The organism is Micromonospora sp. WMMD736 (assembly GCF_049179015.1).
Lineage (GTDB): Bacteria > Actinomycetota > Actinomycetes > Mycobacteriales > Micromonosporaceae > Micromonospora.
Map to the genome: position 1 here is coordinate 3479885 of NZ_JBMHMI010000001.1, position 15821 is coordinate 3495705.

Genomic DNA, 15821 nt, shown 5'->3' on the forward strand with positions numbered 1-15821 from the left:
CCCTGACATGACCACTACCACTCGCATCGAACGACACCACTACGACGTCGTCGTCATCGGGGCCGGCGGCGCCGGTCTGCGCGCGGCCATCGAGGCCCGCCTCGCCGGCAAGAAGACGGCGATCATCTCGAAGTCGCTGTTCGGCAAGGCGCACACGGTGATGGCCGAGGGCGGCGCGGCCGCCGCGATGGGCAACGTGAACAGCCGGGACAACTGGCAGGTGCACTTCCGCGACACCATGCGCGGCGGCAAGTTCCTCAACAACTTCCGGATGGCCGAGCTGCACGCGAAGGAGTCGCCGCAGCGGATCTGGGAGCTGGAGACGTACGGTGCGCTCTTCGACCGGACGAAGGACGGCAAGATCTCCCAGCGCAACTTCGGTGGGCACGAGTACCCCCGACTGGCTCACGTCGGCGACCGGACCGGCCTGGAGTTGATCCGTACGCTCCAGCAAAAGATCGTCTCGCTGCAGCAGGAGGACAAGCGCGAGTTCGGCTCGTACGACGCCCGGATCCGGGTCTTCTCCGAGACGACCATCACCGAGCTGTTGCTCGACGGCGACCGGGTCGCGGGCGCGTTCGGCTACTACCGCGAGTCCGGCGAGTTCATCCTCTTCGAGGCGCCGGCCGTGGTACTGGCCACCGGCGGTGTCGGGCGCTCCTACAAGGTCACCTCGAACTCCTGGGAGTACACCGGGGACGGCCACGCGCTGGCGCTGCGCGCCGGGGCGACGCTGATCAACATGGAGTTCCTCCAGTTCCACCCGACCGGCATGGTCTGGCCGCCCTCGGTGAAGGGCATCCTGGTCACCGAGTCGGTCCGTGGCGACGGCGGTGTCCTCAAGAACTCCGAGGGCAAGCGGTTCATGTTCGACTACGTCCCCGACGTCTTCCGCAAGCAGTACGCGGAGACCGAGGAGGAGGCGGACCGCTGGTACACCGACCCGGACAACAACCGGCGTCCACCGGAGCTGCTGCCCCGCGACGAGGTGGCCCGCGCGATCAACAGCGAGGTCAAGGCCGGTCGGGGCTCCCCCGCCGGTGGTGTCTTCCTGGACATCGCGAGCCGGCGCTCCGCCGACGAGATCCGCCGCCGGCTGCCCTCGATGTACCACCAGTTCAAGGAGCTGGCCGACGTCGACATCACCGCCGAGCCGATGGAGGTCGGGCCGACCTGCCACTACGTGATGGGCGGCGTCGAGGTGGACCCCGACTCGGGTGCCGCGTTCGGCCACGTACGCGGTCTGTTCGCCGCCGGTGAGGTGTCCGGTGGCATGCACGGCTCCAACCGCCTCGGCGGCAACTCCCTGTCCGACCTGCTGGTGTTCGGCAAGCGGGCGGGCGGGCACGCGGCCAGCTACGCCGACGGGCTGTCCGCCCGTCCGAAGGTGGCCGTGGACGCGGTCGAGGCTGCCGTGGAGACCGCCCTGGCCCCGTTGCAGCGGGACACCGGCGAGAGCCCGTACACCCTGCAGCAGGACCTCCAGGCGGTCATGGGGGATTTGGTAGGAATCATCCGCCGTCACGGCGAGCTTGCGGACGCCCTGGTCCGGCTCGCCGAGCTGCGCGAGCGGGTGGCCAAGGTGAGCGCGGCCGGCGGCCGGCGCTACAACCCGGGCTGGCACCTCGCCCTGGACCTGCGCAACATGCTTGTCGTCTCGGAGTGCACCGCGAAGGCGGCGCTGGAGCGGCAGGAGTCGCGCGGCGGGCACACCCGCGAGGACTATCCGACGATGGACCCGGCCTGGCGGCAGGTGAACCTGGTCTGCTCCCTGGACGGCGACACCGTGCAGCTGACCCGCAAGCCGTTGCCGAAGATGCGGCCGGAGCTGATCGGCCTCTTCGACCGGGCGGAGCTGGCCAAGTACCTCACCGACGAGGAGCTCGCCGACTTCGACGCTCTCGTCGCCGACGCTGGAGAGGCGGACAACCGATGAGCGCGAAGCGTCAGTTCCGGATCTGGCGGGGCGACGAGACCGGCGGCGACCTGCAGGACTACATGGTCGAGGTGAACGAGGGCGAGGTCGTCCTCGACGTCATCCACCGCCTCCAGGCGACCGACGCGCCCGACCTGGCCTGCCGGTGGAACTGCAAGGCCGGCAAGTGCGGCTCCTGCTCCATGGAGATCAACGGCAAGCCCCGGCTGGGCTGCATGACCCGGATGTCGACTTTCGGCGAGGACGAGACGGTCACGGTCACCCCGCTGCGCACCTTCCCGATCATCCGGGACCTGGTCACCGACGTCTCGTTCAACTACGAGAAGGCGCGGGAGACGCCCGCGTTCGCCCCGCCGGCGGACGTGGCACCGGGCGACTACCGGATGCAGCAGGTCGACGTGGAGCGCTCGCAGGAGTTCCGCAAGTGCATCGAGTGCTTCCTGTGCCAGACGGTCTGCCACGTGATCCGTGATCACGAGGAGAACAAGCAGGCGTTCTCCGGGCCGCGGTACTTCATCCGGGCGGCCGAGCTGGACATGCACCCGCTGGACGCCCGGACCGACCGCAAGGAGTACGCACAGGCGGAACAGGGCCTCGGCTTCTGCAACATCACCAAGTGCTGCACGGAGGTCTGCCCCGAGCACATCAAGATCACCGACAACGGGATCATCCCCATGAAGGAACGCGTCGTCGACCGCAGGTACGATCCCCTTGTGTGGCTTGGTAGCAAGATCTTCCGCCGGGGCGAGACGCCCCAGACCAGCGTGACCACCGCCCGTCAGGGCTCGGCGACGTCGTCGGGGGCGACCCGGGGCGGGTTGCACTCGCACGCGGGTGGCTCGCACGACCAGCGGGCCGAGGCGCAGGCGCAGGCCGGCGTCAACTGGGACCGGGAGGTGCCCCACCCGACCGCTCCGGCGGTCGACGACCGGGGCAAGCTGCCGCTGACCGAGCTCACCTTCGACCGGCCGGCCGCGCCGTCGCCCTTCGGCGACGACGTGACCTTCCCGCTGCCTCCGGAGCACCTCAACTTCGCGCACCCGGACCAGGACAAGCACTGAGCAAGACCACCGGAGACGGGGGCTGTCGGCGATGCCGACAGCCCCCGCCCCATTCCCACCCCGATTCGGACCCCACCCCACCCCACCCCACCCCACCCCGACCCCACCCCACCCCGACTCCGACCCCGTTGATCATGAAGTTATTGCCATCCCGCTCGGCGTGTCATGACAACAACTTCATGATCAACGGGGCTAATCGGGGGCCGGGGGGCGGGGGCCAGGGGCCGGGCAGGGGCCGGGGGGTCAGGGGGTTTTCAGGTGGGGGGCCAGGGCGGCCACGATGGGGGCGTCGGCGGGGAGCCAGGTGACCGAGTCCAGTTCGTCGGCGGTCAACCAGCGCAGCGCCTGGTGCTCCAGCGCCTGCGGCTCGTCGCCGTGGAGCAGGCGGGCGGCGTACACCTTGAGCACCGAGCGGCCGTGGGCCATCCGGACGTTGCGGCCGACCCGGGCACCGATCTCGACGCGTACGGCCAGCTCCTCGGCGCACTCCCGGATCAGCGCCTCGGTCTCGCCCTCCCCCGGCTCGACCTTTCCACCAGGGAACTCCCACATGCCGGCCACCTCCGGCGGAGCGGAGCGCGCACAGGCGAGCACCCGTCCGTCCCGGATGATCGCCGCTCCCACGATCACCTTCAGGTCCCGTCGCTGGGCCCGCCCGCCACCATTAGCCCGTTCGGTCTGCACGGGCGTCCAGGGTGCCAGATCAATCGGCGGTTTGGGTACCGACGCCGTCCGCTAGGCCAATAGAACACGGAAGTGTGGGCGTGGACACCCCCACCCGGCGACGACAGACTAGAGGGCACCGACAAGACACGGGATGGCGACGATTTGGCCACAAGCCGGCAACGGCGCTTGGGGGGTGCGGTGATGCGCGTGCTGTTCAGCAGCCGAGCCAAACACGACTACCTTTCCGACGCGTTGACCTTGCTATCTGGTTGGACGCGCGACGGTGAGCAGATCCGGCGCACGCTGGTGATCGACGATACCCAACACGCGGCGCTGACTGAACGGGTCAAGGTCGTGGCGGACGCACTGCACCTGCGCCCCGAGATCAGCCGCCGGTCCGACAGCACGCTGATCCGGGTCGGGCACGGCAACGGTGAGCCGCTGACCGAGGGTGAGGTCCTGCTGGCCGCCCGCATCGAGGACGCGTACCGGGCGGTCACCGAGTCCTGACGACCGTTCCCGTAGCCCTCTCCGCGTCCTGCGGATACCACCGCAACTCGACCACGTTGCCGTCCGGGTCCCGCACGTAGATCGAGGTCGCCGACCCACGCGCGCCGAACCGGTCGACCGGCCCGGTCAGCACGGTGAAGACGCCGGACTCGACCACCTGCGCCCAGTCCAACGGCGCTACCACCAGGCAGAAGTGGTCGACGTTCGTACCCTGCGCCGCGCCCCGGACGAGGTCGATGATGCTGTCGGAGCTGATCCGCACCGACGGGAACGGGGCGGACCCCGCGCGCCACTCGTCGACCCGTACCGGCGCCAGGCCGAGCTGGCCGCAGTAGAAGTCCAGGGACCGTTCCACGTCGGCGACGGTCAGCACCAGGTGGTCGAAGCCGGTCACCCGCACCGCGCTCACGCCTCCTCCAGCGCGGCCGCCGCGCGCAGCCAACCCGCGAACAGGGCCGGGTCGATGTCGGCGACGTCGCGCAGCCGCACGGTCGCCATCGCCCGTGCGGCGGGCACCAGCCGGCCGGACGGGTCCGCGATCTCCTGGCCCCGCCACAGCCCAAAGGTGACGTACGACCCGTAGGCCTTGATCAGGCAGACCGGGCGTTGGCCGGGCCGGTCGCCCAGACCCCAGACCGGGTGTCCGTGCCACGTCGCTCCCGTCGCCCCGGGCAGGGCGTCCGCGATGACGGGCGTCAGCTTCTCCCCGACCTCGCGCAGCGGATCGGCCAGGCCGGCCAGGTAACCGTCGATGCTCATCTCGGTGCCTCTCGGTCGAGCGGTGTTCGTGTGAATCCCACGATTCCCTGACCGGAGAGCCGGACCAAGATCTGATTTCGCTACGATCGTTGCCTGCCGGTCAACGATGGGAACGGCGTGCTGGAGCGGTACGAGGTCGAGACGTTCCTGACCCTGGCCGAGGAGTTGCACTTCGGCCGCACCGCCGAGCGGCTGGGGGTCAGCACCGGCCGGGTCAGCCACGTGATCAAGAAACTGGAGCGCCAGGTCGGGGCGCCGCTGTTCGCGAGGACCAGTCGGGTCGTCCGGCTCACCCCGATCGGCCGGCAGCTCGCTGACGACCTGGCCCCGCTGGTCGCCGGGATGAACGACGCTCTCCGGCGTGCGGTCGACGCCGGCCGGGGCGTCACCGGGACGCTACGGGTGGCGTTCCTCGGCGAGTGGACCGCGCCAGTGCTGCTCCGGGCGGTGGCCCTGTTCACCGAGCGGCACCCCGACTGCCGGGTGGAGGTGCACGAGGCCCAGTTGTCCAACAGCCGTGCCGGGCTGCTCGACGGCTCCACGGACGTGCTCATCGCCTCGTACCCCTTCGACGGGATGGCCACCGGCCCGGCGCTGCTCTCCGAAGGCCGGGCGCTGGCGGTGGCCGCCGGTCACCCGCTCGCCCGGCAACCGTCGGTGTCGCTGGAGGCGCTCGCCGACCACCCGGTGGTGCAGTACCCGACGGTCACCTCGGCGGATTTCAAGCGGGACCGCACGCCGGAGCGCACCCCGTCCGGCCGACCGGTTCCGAAAGGGCCGGCGGGGAACACCTTCTCCGAGATGCTGTCCCTGGTGGCACTGGGCCGGGGCGTACTACCGGTGGGGGAACACACGCGGCGCTACTACCCGCGCCCCGACGTGTCCTACGTGCCCATCCACGACGCGCCACCCATCGAGCGTGGGCCGGTCTGGCTGCCCAGTAACACCACGAACCGGGTACGCGAGTTCGTCCGCGCCGCTGCCGACGCGGTGGCACCCGTTTCCTAACCTGAATCGTATGGCGAACATCGCGTACGACCGCAAGGAGCAGGTCCAGCAGATCGAGAGTGGGCTGCTCGACGGCGAGCAGATCATCGCCGTCTACGACGCCGTCGGCACCGGCACCGGGTTCATCGGGCTGACCGACCGGCGCGTGATCATCCAGGACCGCTCCTTCGTCGGTAAGCGGTACGCGATCACCAGCATCCCGTACTCGAAGATCACCAGCGTGAGTGTGGTCAGCAACAAGTCCTGGGGTGGGTCGTTCTTCTCCACGGGCGCGATAGCGATCCACGTCGGCACGCACACGTACGAGGTGGAGTTCCGCGGCGCGCAGAAGAGCCACCACGTGCACAACGTGATCCTGCACCACATCTCCTGACGATCCTTCTTCACGGGGAGCCCGGCGGGCGTAAATGCCTTGCCGGGCTTCCGGCGTCTCTGGTGTCCTCGGTGCACAGCCGCGCGAAGGGAGCAGTGCCATGCCCAACACGACGAAGTCCCCCCGACCGAACGTCATCCGACTTGAGGAAACGAGGCTTCGTGAGCAGAAAGTCATGCGCCACTGACACCCACCCCGGAGGCCGCTGATGTCGGTCTTCGACGATCCCGGCCTCTTCGGCCGACTGTGGGCCGCCGGATACGACAGCCCCGGCAACCCCGACCCGACGCCCGCCGTGGACTTCCTGGCCGATCTGGCCGACGGCGGTCCGGTCCTGGAACTGGCGATCGGCACCGGCCGGGTCGCGCTGCCACTGGCCGAGCGCGGCCTCAGCGTGCACGGCATCGAGGCGTCCGAGGAGATGCTGGCGCTGATGCGCGCCAAGCCCGGCGGCGACCAGATCCCCACGGTCGTCGGTGACATGGCGGACGTGGCCGTGCAGGGCCCGTTCCGCCTGGCGTACCTGGTCTTCAACACGCTGTTCAACCTGGTGGACGCCGAGCGGCAGGCGGACCTGTTCCGCAACGTCGCCCGGGTGCTGTCGCCCGGCGGGGCGTTCGTCATCGAGACGTTCGTTCCCGACCCGAGCAGTTTCGACGCCGACGAGCAGCTACAGGTCCGTGAGGTGACCGAGGACTCCGTGACGGTCCGAGTGCACCGGTACGACCGGCCGGCGCAGCGCTTCATCCGCCAGACCATCACCTTCGACGACGACGGCGTGCACCTGAAGCCGTTTGCGATGCGGTACGCGTGGCCGCACCAGATCGACGAGATGGCGCGGCAGGCGGGCCTTGCGCTCACCGAGCGGTACGCCGACTGGGACCGGCAGCCGTTCTCGGCGGAGAGTTCGTCACACATCTCCGTCTACCGGACGCGGTAACGGTCGGTCGACTCGGGTTCCGCGTCGTCTCACGTGCAGACGCCGGGAACCCGAGTCGACCCCGACACGCATTGCGCGTTGGGCTGATTCTGCTGACAGCAGCCCCTGCTGGACCATGGCACCGACGCCCGGTCGACTGTTCTCATGCCTCGTTTCCCGCGTACCTCGCCGTACTGGCCGGTGGTCAGTCATCCGCTGCTGCGACGCGTACTACCCGGGTTGGCCGTGTCCGCTCTCGGCGACGGCATGGCGATGGTCGCGGTGACCTGGTTGGCCATCCAGCTCGCACCGACCGGTCAGCGCGGTCTCTGGATCGCGGTCGCCGTGGCCGCGTACACCCTGCCCAGCGCCGTCGGAACGGTGGCCTTCGGCCGGCTGCTGCGCGGGCGCAGCGGCGCGCAGCTCGCCGGGTGGGACGCGATTCTGCGGGCCGCCGCGCTCGCCGCGATCCCGATCGCCCACCTGGCCGGCATACTCACGGTCGAGCTGTACGTCGTCCTGCTCACCACCTCCGCACTCCTGCACTCGTGGGGCTCGGCCGGACGGTTCACCCTGATCGCCGAGTTGCTGCCCCAGCGACACCACCTGCCGGCGAACGCGCTGCTCACCACCCTCTCCGGCTTCGCCACCATCGTCGGCCCACCGCTGGCCGGCATCCTGATCGGCTGGGCGGGCCCGGTGTGGGTCATCGCCGTCGACGCCGCCACCTTCGCGGTGCTGGCGCTCACCTATCGGCTCGCGCTCCCCACCACCGGGACGATCCCTGGGTACGAGCGCAGCGCCTCCCGTACCGCCGGCTTCGCGTTCATCCGCCGTCAGCCCACGCTGCTGGGCCTGCTGGTGCTGAGCGTCGCCTTCTTCTTGCTGTTCGGCCCGGTGTACGTCGCCATGCCGCTGCACGTCACCGACGACCTGCACGCGTCCGCGCCGCTGCTCGGCGCGTACTACACCGCCTTCGGCGTCGGCGGCCTCCTCGGCGGCGTGCTCGCCGGCCATCTTCGGCACTGGCCGCTACAGCCCACGGTCATCGGGATCGTCATCGGGATCGGCGCGGCGATGCTGCCGCTCGGTCTGGGAGCGCCCGTCGTCCTGTCCCTGCCCGCGTTCGCCCTGGCGGGCCTCATCTGGGCGCCGTACATGTCCACGTCGATGGCGCTGTTCCAGCGCAGCGCGTCGACCGAGCAGCTGCCCGCCGTACTCGCCGCGAACAGCGCGGTGCTTGTGCTCGCGGTGCCGGTGGGCACCATGCTCGGCGGCCCGCTGGTCGGCGCGCTCGGCCCCCGGCCGACGCTGCTCCTCAGCAGTGCCGCGATTCTGGCGCTCGGGCTGTCTGCCACGGGGCTCGCGATGCTGCGGCGGAGCGCAGGAGGTCCGGTCGGGATGTCGCGCCGGTCCAGCTCGCGGCTCTGGCGCTCACAGGGCGAGCGCGAGCCCGAGGCCGATCAGCACCGCCGCGGCGGCGCCCGTCGCGAAGACCCGCCTGGTTCGAGGTCGCAGTCCCCAGGTGTTGTCGAAGAACGGCACGCGCTGGCCACGGATCCTGCCGCGCAGCCACCTCGCGCTGAGGAACAGCAACGTCCAGACCATGACGGCACTGAGCGCACCGACCAGACCGGCGGCCAACGCCTCGCCGACAGGGGTGTGCGCGGCCAGCCGGTAGGCGTCCGAGGAACGCCGTTCTTTGCGGAGGATGGTGGGAAACTGGCCCGCCAGCACGAGGCCACACAGCGCTATCGGGGTGAGCCAGGGCTGCCGCATCGGCGGGGCGTCGACCCGTGCCGAGTCCGCAGCGAGGAGGAGCATGAGCAGCCCGAACGGCAGCCAACTCAGCACGACGACCAGCGACAGCCACGTCCCGGACATGACATCGACCAGCATGACCATCAGGTCGTCACCGACGAGGGTGCCGGCACCGAAGATCGCGAACCACAGCACCAGGTAGCCGAAGCCGAACCGTCGTAGATCCCGGGACGTCACGGTCGAGGAGTGTATTCAGCAGCGGCAACAGCCGTCGGCGACCGTCAGAGTCGGCGGGCGCGAAGGACGCCGGTCAGCATCGGCAGAGTGAAGTCACCGTCGGCGGTCTCGGCCCTTTTAGCGAGGAACTCGCGGATCCGGTCGAGCGTGGCCGTCCGGTCCGGTTCCGGCATGACCAGCAGCCCGGCCCGGGTGGCGAGCGTCGCGACCAGCGAGTCGGCGGTCCGGCGCTGCCCGTGGGGGAACTCGGCCTGTTCGGGCGTACCGAAACGGTCGGCAGTCCCGTCGCCCGGCCTGAGCAGGCCTGCCGTGGCCGCGCGCCAGCTGCTCCAGGTATCCCGCGGTCCGATGGCCGCGCTCCCGCTGACCCGTTCGAGGGCGGCCACCCAGTCCACCCGGTCGTCCATGACGTTCCACAGGCCGGCCAGGATGCCGCCGGGCGTCAGGACCCGGGCGATCTCCGGCCCCGCGACGGCCATGTCGAACCAGTGCAGGGCGTTGCCAGCCAGCACCGCGTCGACGGACGCGTCCGGCAGGGGGATCGCCTCCGCGCTGCCGGGGAGGGCCCGTACGGTCGGCAGCGCGCGGCCGAGCTCGGCGAGCATCGCCGGGTCGGGCTCCACCGCCACGACGTCGACACCGAGAGCGACCAGCGTGGCGGACAGTTTGCCGGTGCCGGCGCCAAGGTCGAGGACCCGCGAGCCGGGCGCGAACTCGAGCGCCCACCGCGCCGCGGCCTGCGCGTAGTCCGGGCGATGCCGGTCGTACGCGGACGCCGCCGTACCGAACGACGAGCTGAGCACCATCGATCCCACCGTCCCCTCGCTGCCAGTGTCCACATCATCCCTCGGCTCCTGAATGTCAGGGTGTCCCTATCGGCCGGACACCCCGACATCCAGCGGATCCGCCGTCAGCAGCAGCCCGCGCCGACTCCGCTGACCGCCGGCTCGGTGTCGGTCGGCTTGGTGAGCGTGTCGGCGTCGGCCTTGACGGTGTAGACCTCCCAGCGCTCGTCGCCCGGGCCGCGGACCCAGACCTTGTCCTGGAGGGCGTAGCAGCACTCGGTGTCGTTCTCCTCCAGCGTGATCAGGCCGGAGTCGGTGAGGCGCCTGGTGGCGGCGGTGACGTCGTCGGTGCTGAACACCTCGACGCCCAGGTGGTCCAGCACGGTGGGCTGGTCGGCCTCGCCCTCGATGAGGACGAGCTTCAGCGGCGGGTTCTCGACGGCGAAGTTGGCGTAGCCGGGCCGACGCTTGGCCGGGTCGACGCCGAACAGCTTCGAGTAGAACGCGACCGAGCCTTCCAGGTCGGACACGCGCAGGGCGAGCTGAACACGGGACACGATCATCTCCTTGCCTAGATGTTTATCGAAGCAAGACCTACGTTGCACCCTGTTTTGAAGTCTGTCAAGCTAGAGGAATGTCGAAACAAGAGCTGCCGGTGGCGGACCTCAACGCGGTCGCCTGCTGCTCCCCGATCGCGGCCCGCCCGATGGACGCCGAGCAGGCAGCGGTGGTCGCGCCGCTGTTCAAGGCCCTGGGTGACCCGGTCCGGCTGCGGCTGATGTCGATGATCGCGTCGGTCCCGGAGATCTGCGTCTGTGACTTGACGCCGGCATTCGACCTGTCCGGGCCCACCATCTCCCACCACCTCAAGCTGTTGCGCGAAGCTGGCTTGGTCGACTCGGAGCGGCGCGGCACCTGGGTCTGGTACCGGGTCAAGCCGGAGGCGTTCCGCCAGCTCGGCGCGCTGCTGGACATCTCCGCCGCCCCGGCTGCCGCCACGTGAGCCTCACCCTGGCCCGGCGGGCATCGGCGGAGTTCGCCGGCACCGCCCTGCTGGTCGCCGCCGTGGTCGGCTCCGGGATCGCCGCCGCCCGGCTCTCCCCCACCGACGTCGGCCTCCAACTGCTGGAAAACGCGATCGCCACCGCCCTCGCGTTGGGTGCGCTGATTCTGACGTTCGGGCCGGTGTCCGGGGCACACCTCAATCCGGTCGTCTCCGCCGTGGACTGGTGGCTCGGCCGGCGTGCCGGCACCGGCCTCACCGGTCGGGACCTCGCCGCCTACACCGCCGCCCAGACCGGCGGAGCCATCACCGGCGCGGTGCTGGCTGACCTGATGTTCAACCTGCCGGCCGTCGCCTGGTCCCGTACCGAACGGGTCGGGGCAAACCTGTGGCTGGCTGAAGTGATCGCGACCGCCGGCCTGGTCGTTTTGGTCTTCGCCCTCGCCCGCTCCGACCGCACCACGGTCGCACCGGCCGCTGTGGGCGCCTACATCGGCGCCGCCTACTGGTTCACCTCGTCCACCTCGTTCGCGAACCCCGCCGTCACCATCGGCCGGGCCGTCACCGACACCTTCGCCGGCATCGCCCCCACCTCGGTGCCCGGCTTCGTGGTCGCCCAACTCGTCGGCGGTCTGGTCGGCGTCGCCGCGCTCGCCGCCTGGTACCCCCACGCCGCAGACGCGGCCGATGACGTCCTCGTACCCCACCTCGCCAAGGAGACAGCGGCCCGATGAGCGACAAGCCCAGCGTCCTGTTCGTCTGCGTGCACAACGCCGGCCGCTCGCAGATGGCCGCCGGCTGGCTCCGCCACCTCGCCGGCGACACCGTCGAGGTCCGCAGCGCCGGCAGCGAACCCGCCGAGACGATCAACCCGGTCCGCCGCTTTGGTGGGTCCCCTGCTCGGACCGCTGCGATGCGTCGTACTGCCACAGCTGTGGCACGGCCCGGATGATGCCGGCCACGGCAGGGATGGTCAGTCCTCCACCGACTGAGATCGCCCAGCGCGGTCCCCATGCCGCGCCCGTAGCCGCGATGAACCGCTCGGCGCGTGTGCGTTCACTCCACGGTGGCGCGTTCCAGTAGCGCGGCACGTAGGCGCTGGGCGGTGCAACAGGCCGGCTTCAGACGTTGAAGCGGACTTCAGAGCCGCTACCCCGCCACCAGTGGAGACGACGCTCAACACCTACTCAGACGGCGTTCCGGGTTGCGAGCGTTGATCGCTGTTTGACGACGTTTCAGGCTGTCTTGTGCCCCCTGTGTGCCCCGACGCTGCCGGAGGATCTTCGCCTGCATCTGGCCTTGATCTTGGCGGCCGAGGTGCAACGCCTCAAGCCTTAGGTCGGTAACCTCGCGCCGTGACTTTTGCTGATCAAGAAGGCTGGTCCTTTGCCACTGCACGGGTCCTGGCCGAGTTTGGCGCCGCAGTTTGCCCGCTGACACCGGGTGTGGAGCACGCTTGGGGCGGCGAGGAAACCCTGTGCGGCCTCGTCGAGGACCAGGTCGAATTGTACCGACACCTCTTCGACCGCGAGGAGGCCTCGGCCTGCCCGACCTGCCGGCAGCAGGCCGCCGTCGCCCCGACCCGGCCCTGCGGACAGGAACGCTTGCACGACCGGGTCCTGGCGGCTGCGGCGGGACCGTTGCGCGAGGAACTGCTCGACGCTCTGCGCCGAGGTGCCGAGATCAAGCTGTGGATCAAGGGCCCCGCCGTCGGCCTCGCCAAGCACTATGCGCGGCTGGACCGGATCGTCGAAGGCGGCCCCGCCACGGTCGCGGCGCTTAGCGTCAACGGATCGGTCGGGCTTGCCAGGGTCGAGCACGGACCGTGGCAGTTCATCGTTGTCCTGCCCGACCAGGGGCCTCCCCTGATCGCCCGCGCAACGGCCGACCGGTAGGCATCGGCCGCCACCGTCGGGTAGCAAGCGGCGCAGCAGGCCCGTCAGACTTGCCATCCCGTCTGCCATCGACCGGCCCTCCGGGGAGCGGGCCGCCGCCCGGCCCGCCATGTCAAGCTGACCTTGACGCACGTACGGACGCTGGCGAGCCGGGCGGTGGTCTGCTCGGCTCGTCCCGGGTCCGTGGCAGGCGGGATGGCCTACCGCAACCACCCACGGACCGCGACCCGCCGACGAAGTCCCGGCATCCTGGAGCCGGAGCGCCCCCGCCGGAGGCGCAGTAACCGCAACCCCGCGACCGCCCCCAGCTCGCCGACGCGGCCGGCGTGCGCTCCCCTGCGCCGCGCGGGCTGCTGGCCGCGCGGCCCGGCCGGCTGCTGGCCCAACCCTCACCGGTCAACGTCCCTGTCGTTCTGCGGCGGCCCTCCGGGCCTGGGTGACACTCCGCGAGAGCGCCGAGGCGACGGGCGTGCGATCCGATCACGTCAGGTCGTCTCGGGGGCTGATCGGCGGCGTCTGCGCTCTTCCCAACGGCCTTGTCGCTCGGCATAAGCACGCCGCGCATCCGCCAGGCTGACCGGCCGTTCGGCGTAGGCACGCCGGGCATCCGTCAGACTGAGCGAACCGTTGGGGCCGCCTCGCACCATGTCGGCGTCTTCGTCATCCTGCCCGTCGTCCTCCCAGCCGCAGGCGAAGCAGATCTCGAACTGACCTCGCCCCTCAAGCGTCGGGTGCCGGCAGCAGGGGCATGCGTACGGTTCGCCACCCGCTTTAGCCACTACAGATCGCTGGTTCAACGTCTCGACGTACTGCTCAAACCACCTTGTACGGCTCGCGAGTTCTTCTGCGGACGGCCCCTCCTGCTTACTGGCATGCTCGTCCATCATCTGCACCTATCGCTGTCGATCCAGTTCAAGTATCGAGCTCAGCACAGAAACGCAACCCGCCGATCGCGCCGGACCGTCCCGCTTCCCCAGGTGGTCGCTGACGCTCTCCGCGCGCACACCGCCGACTTCCCGCCGGCCGACGACCGCACGCTCTTCACGACCCGATTCGCCGGCCCTTACCGGCACGACTACTACGGCTCGCTGATCTTCTCAGCGGCCGTCGAGCGGGCCGGACTACCGAAAGGCACCACGAGTCACGACCTGCGGCACCACTACGCCTCAGTCCTTCTGATGCAGGGTGAGTCGGTCATCGTGTCGCCGAGCGGCTGGGGCACGAAAACGCCACCCTGGTCCTGTCGCCCTGCGGGCACCTGATGCCCGACTCGGAGGAACGCACCCGCCGCGCGGTCGATGAAGCGTGGCGTTGTGCCCCCGGCGTGCCCCAGACCAACAGTCCAAGGCCCTGACCTGCCCCAACGGGTCGGATTCAGACGTTGAAGCGGAACTCCACGACGTCGCCGTCCTGCATGACGTACTCCTTGCCCTCGATGCGGACCTTGCCCGCCGCCTTGGCCGCCGCCATCGATCCGGCATCGACGAGGTCGCCGTAGGAGACCACCTCGGCCTTGATGAAGCCGCGCTGAAAGTCGCTGTGGATGACACCCGCGGCCTCCGGCGCGGTCGCGCCGATCGGGACGGTCCAGGCCCGGGCCTCCTTGGGGCCGGCCGTGAGGTACGTCTGGAGCCCGAGCGTACGGAAGCCGACGCGGACGAGCTGGTTGAGGCCGGGCTCGTTCTGGCCGATCGACTCCAGCAGCTCGCGGGCCTCCTCCTCGGGCAGGTCCACCAGCTCGGATTCGATCTTGGCGTCCATGAAGACGGCCTCGGCGGGGGCGACCAGGGCACGCAGTTCGTCGAGGAACGCCTCGTTGGCGAGCTCGGCCTCGTCGACGTTGAAGACGTACAGGAACGGCTTGGTGGTGAGCAGGTGCAGCTCGCGCAGGTGCTCCAGCTCGATCTTCGCGGCGGCGGCCCCGGAGTAGAGGGTGGTGCCGCCGTCGAGCACCTCGATGGCCTGCTTCGCGGCGGCGACCGCGGCGGCCCGGTCCTTGCGGAGCTTGGCCTCCTTCTCCAACCGGGGCAGCGCCTTGTCCAGGGTCTGCAGGTCGGCGAGGATCAGCTCGGTGTTGATCGTCTCGATGTCGTCGGCCGGCGAGACCTTGCCGTCGACGTGCACCACGTTCGGGTCGGAGAAGGCCCGGACCACCTGGCAGATGGCGGAGGCGTCGCGGATGTTGGCCAGGAACGCGTTGCCCCGCCCCTGCCCCTTCGACGCGCCGCGCACCAGGCCGGCGATGTCGACGAACGACACCGGGGCCGGCAGCACCTTCTGCGAGGAGAAGATCTCGGCCAGCTTGTCCAGCCGCTCGTCGGGCAGCCCGACCACGCCGACGTTGGGCTCGATGGTGGCGAACGGGTAGTTCGCCGCCAGCACGTCGTTCTTGGTCAACGCGTTGAACAGCGTGCTCTTGCCGACGTTGGGCAGGCCGACGATGCCGATGGTGAGACTCACGACGAGCCAGCTTACGCCGGTGCCGCACAGGCCGGTCCACGCGGCTCCGATTCCGCCGACCGGACTTCTCCCCTGGTCGCGCACAGGCGCGTCTGCCAAGGTGGCAGACGTGCAGTTCCTCATCATGGTCGACGGCCCGCTGACGGCGGCGGAGCTGCTCGACCTGATCCGCGCCCGGCTCCCCGACGCCACGCCCTACCGCCGGGACTCCGTCGACGTCCGGGGCAACCTGCTGGAGATCAACACCAACGAGGACGCCGACCCGCGGCTCGCCGCCGCCGACGAGGACGACTACCTCTACTTCCGGTGGCGGGTGGAGGTGACGCCGATGGACCGGTCGATCGACGAGGCGCGGCAGATCGCCCTCGCCCGGGAGCTGCTGCGGGCAATCGAGGGGCCGCAGGTACGGGCGACCGTGTGCGCCGCGTTCGAGGACCGGGTCTGATCG

The 15821-nt window shown here is 70.1% G+C and carries 17 protein-coding genes and 2 pseudogenes; 12 read left to right on the plus strand and 7 right to left on the minus strand.

From position 1 onward, the window contains the following. Positions 1-7: 7 nt before the first annotated feature. Positions 8-1936: a fumarate reductase/succinate dehydrogenase flavoprotein subunit gene (locus ACN269_RS15295; RefSeq protein WP_421473085.1), complete on the plus strand. Its 1929-nt coding sequence runs from the start codon at positions 8-10 to the stop codon at positions 1934-1936. Continuing rightward, complete coding sequence (locus ACN269_RS15300; protein WP_421473086.1) at positions 1933-2997, plus strand: succinate dehydrogenase/fumarate reductase iron-sulfur subunit; 1065 nt, start codon at positions 1933-1935, stop codon at positions 2995-2997. Before ACN269_RS15295 ends, ACN269_RS15300 begins: the two co-directional genes overlap by 4 nt. 243 nt (positions 2998-3240) lie before the next feature. Here the strand turns inward: ACN269_RS15300 and ACN269_RS15305 are convergent, their stop codons facing one another. Continuing rightward, positions 3241-3681, minus strand: coding sequence for a (deoxy)nucleoside triphosphate pyrophosphohydrolase (locus tag ACN269_RS15305; RefSeq protein WP_421473087.1), 441 nt, complete (start codon positions 3679-3681; stop codon positions 3241-3243). 183 nt (positions 3682-3864) lie between these two features. Between ACN269_RS15305 and ACN269_RS15310 the strand changes: the two genes are divergently transcribed. Further along, complete coding sequence (locus ACN269_RS15310) at positions 3865-4173, plus strand: 4a-hydroxytetrahydrobiopterin dehydratase (protein ID WP_355050624.1); 309 nt, start codon at positions 3865-3867, stop codon at positions 4171-4173. Here the strand turns inward: ACN269_RS15310 and ACN269_RS15315 are convergent. Next, entirely contained in the window at positions 4160-4582 is a 423-nt protein-coding gene (locus ACN269_RS15315; RefSeq protein WP_421473088.1) for a VOC family protein, read from the minus strand. The two genes, ACN269_RS15310 and ACN269_RS15315, sit on opposite strands and share 14 nt — an antisense overlap. Continuing rightward, positions 4579-4932, minus strand: a complete 354-nt coding sequence (locus ACN269_RS15320) for a DUF1801 domain-containing protein (protein ID WP_421473089.1) — start codon at positions 4930-4932, stop codon at positions 4579-4581. The genes ACN269_RS15315 and ACN269_RS15320 overlap by 4 nt, the downstream gene beginning before the upstream one ends. A gap of 117 nt (positions 4933-5049) precedes the next feature. Between ACN269_RS15320 and ACN269_RS15325 the strand changes: the two genes are divergently transcribed. The 4 genes and pseudogenes from ACN269_RS15325 to ACN269_RS15340 form a co-directional block, all read left to right on the plus strand. Continuing rightward, positions 5050-5940, plus strand: coding sequence for a LysR family transcriptional regulator (locus ACN269_RS15325; RefSeq protein ID WP_421473090.1), 891 nt, complete (start codon positions 5050-5052; stop codon positions 5938-5940). A 10-nt stretch (positions 5941-5950) separates the two neighbouring features. After that, complete coding sequence (locus tag ACN269_RS15330) at positions 5951-6313, plus strand: PH domain-containing protein (protein ID WP_355050625.1); 363 nt, start codon at positions 5951-5953, stop codon at positions 6311-6313. Positions 6314-6521: 208 nt separating this feature from the next. Next, a complete protein-coding gene (locus ACN269_RS15335) occupies positions 6522-7253 on the plus strand; it encodes a class I SAM-dependent methyltransferase (RefSeq protein ID WP_421473091.1) in 732 nt (243 codons plus the stop codon). A gap of 144 nt (positions 7254-7397) precedes the next feature. After that, a pseudogene (locus ACN269_RS15340) lies at positions 7398-8618 on the plus strand (MFS transporter); the annotation flags it as partial. Between the two features lie 656 nt (positions 8619-9274). On the opposite strand, the gene ACN269_RS15345 reads toward ACN269_RS15340, so the two are convergent. Next, the gene (locus ACN269_RS15345) at positions 9275-10036 is read right to left on the minus strand and encodes a class I SAM-dependent methyltransferase (protein WP_421473092.1); all 762 of its coding nucleotides are present in this window, start codon (positions 10034-10036) and stop codon (positions 9275-9277) included. 104 nt (positions 10037-10140) lie between these two features. After that, positions 10141-10572, minus strand: a complete 432-nt coding sequence (locus ACN269_RS15350; RefSeq protein WP_421473093.1) for an ArsI/CadI family heavy metal resistance metalloenzyme — start codon at positions 10570-10572, stop codon at positions 10141-10143. Positions 10573-10649: 77 nt separating this feature from the next. Here ACN269_RS15350 and ACN269_RS15355 point away from each other — a divergent pair, with 77 nt between their 5' ends. From ACN269_RS15355 to ACN269_RS15365, 3 genes and pseudogenes are all read left to right on the plus strand, one after another. Beyond that, positions 10650-11018 carry an ArsR/SmtB family transcription factor gene (locus ACN269_RS15355; protein WP_421473094.1) on the plus strand — a complete coding sequence of 123 codons (369 nt, stop codon included), beginning with the start codon at positions 10650-10652 and terminating at the stop codon, positions 11016-11018. Next, positions 11015-11892: pseudogene (locus ACN269_RS15360) on the plus strand (aquaporin); the annotation flags it as partial. The gene ACN269_RS15355 and the pseudogene ACN269_RS15360, both read left to right, overlap by 4 nt. A 481-nt stretch (positions 11893-12373) precedes the next feature. Beyond that, positions 12374-12913, plus strand: coding sequence for a hypothetical protein (locus tag ACN269_RS15365; protein WP_421473095.1), 540 nt, complete (start codon positions 12374-12376; stop codon positions 12911-12913). A 485-nt stretch (positions 12914-13398) separates the two neighbouring features. Here the strand turns inward: ACN269_RS15365 and ACN269_RS15370 are convergent, their stop codons facing one another. Beyond that, the gene (locus ACN269_RS15370; RefSeq protein ID WP_421473096.1) at positions 13399-13797 is read right to left on the minus strand and encodes a CPCC family cysteine-rich protein; all 399 of its coding nucleotides are present in this window, start codon (positions 13795-13797) and stop codon (positions 13399-13401) included. A 93-nt stretch (positions 13798-13890) separates the two neighbouring features. Here ACN269_RS15370 and ACN269_RS15375 point away from each other — a divergent pair, with 93 nt between their 5' ends. Continuing rightward, a complete protein-coding gene (locus ACN269_RS15375) occupies positions 13891-14175 on the plus strand; it encodes a hypothetical protein (RefSeq protein ID WP_421473097.1) in 285 nt (94 codons plus the stop codon). A gap of 112 nt (positions 14176-14287) precedes the next feature. Here ACN269_RS15375 and ychF read toward each other — a convergent pair whose 3' ends face one another. Further along, positions 14288-15373: a redox-regulated ATPase YchF gene (gene ychF / locus ACN269_RS15380; protein ID WP_421473098.1), complete on the minus strand. Its 1086-nt coding sequence runs from the start codon at positions 15371-15373 to the stop codon at positions 14288-14290. Between the two features lie 109 nt (positions 15374-15482). Between ychF and ACN269_RS15385 the strand changes: the two genes are divergently transcribed. Continuing rightward, positions 15483-15818 (plus strand): hypothetical protein, encoded by a 336-nt coding sequence (locus tag ACN269_RS15385; protein WP_421473099.1) that lies wholly within the window; start codon positions 15483-15485, stop codon positions 15816-15818. The last annotated feature ends 3 nt before the right edge of the window (positions 15819-15821 follow it).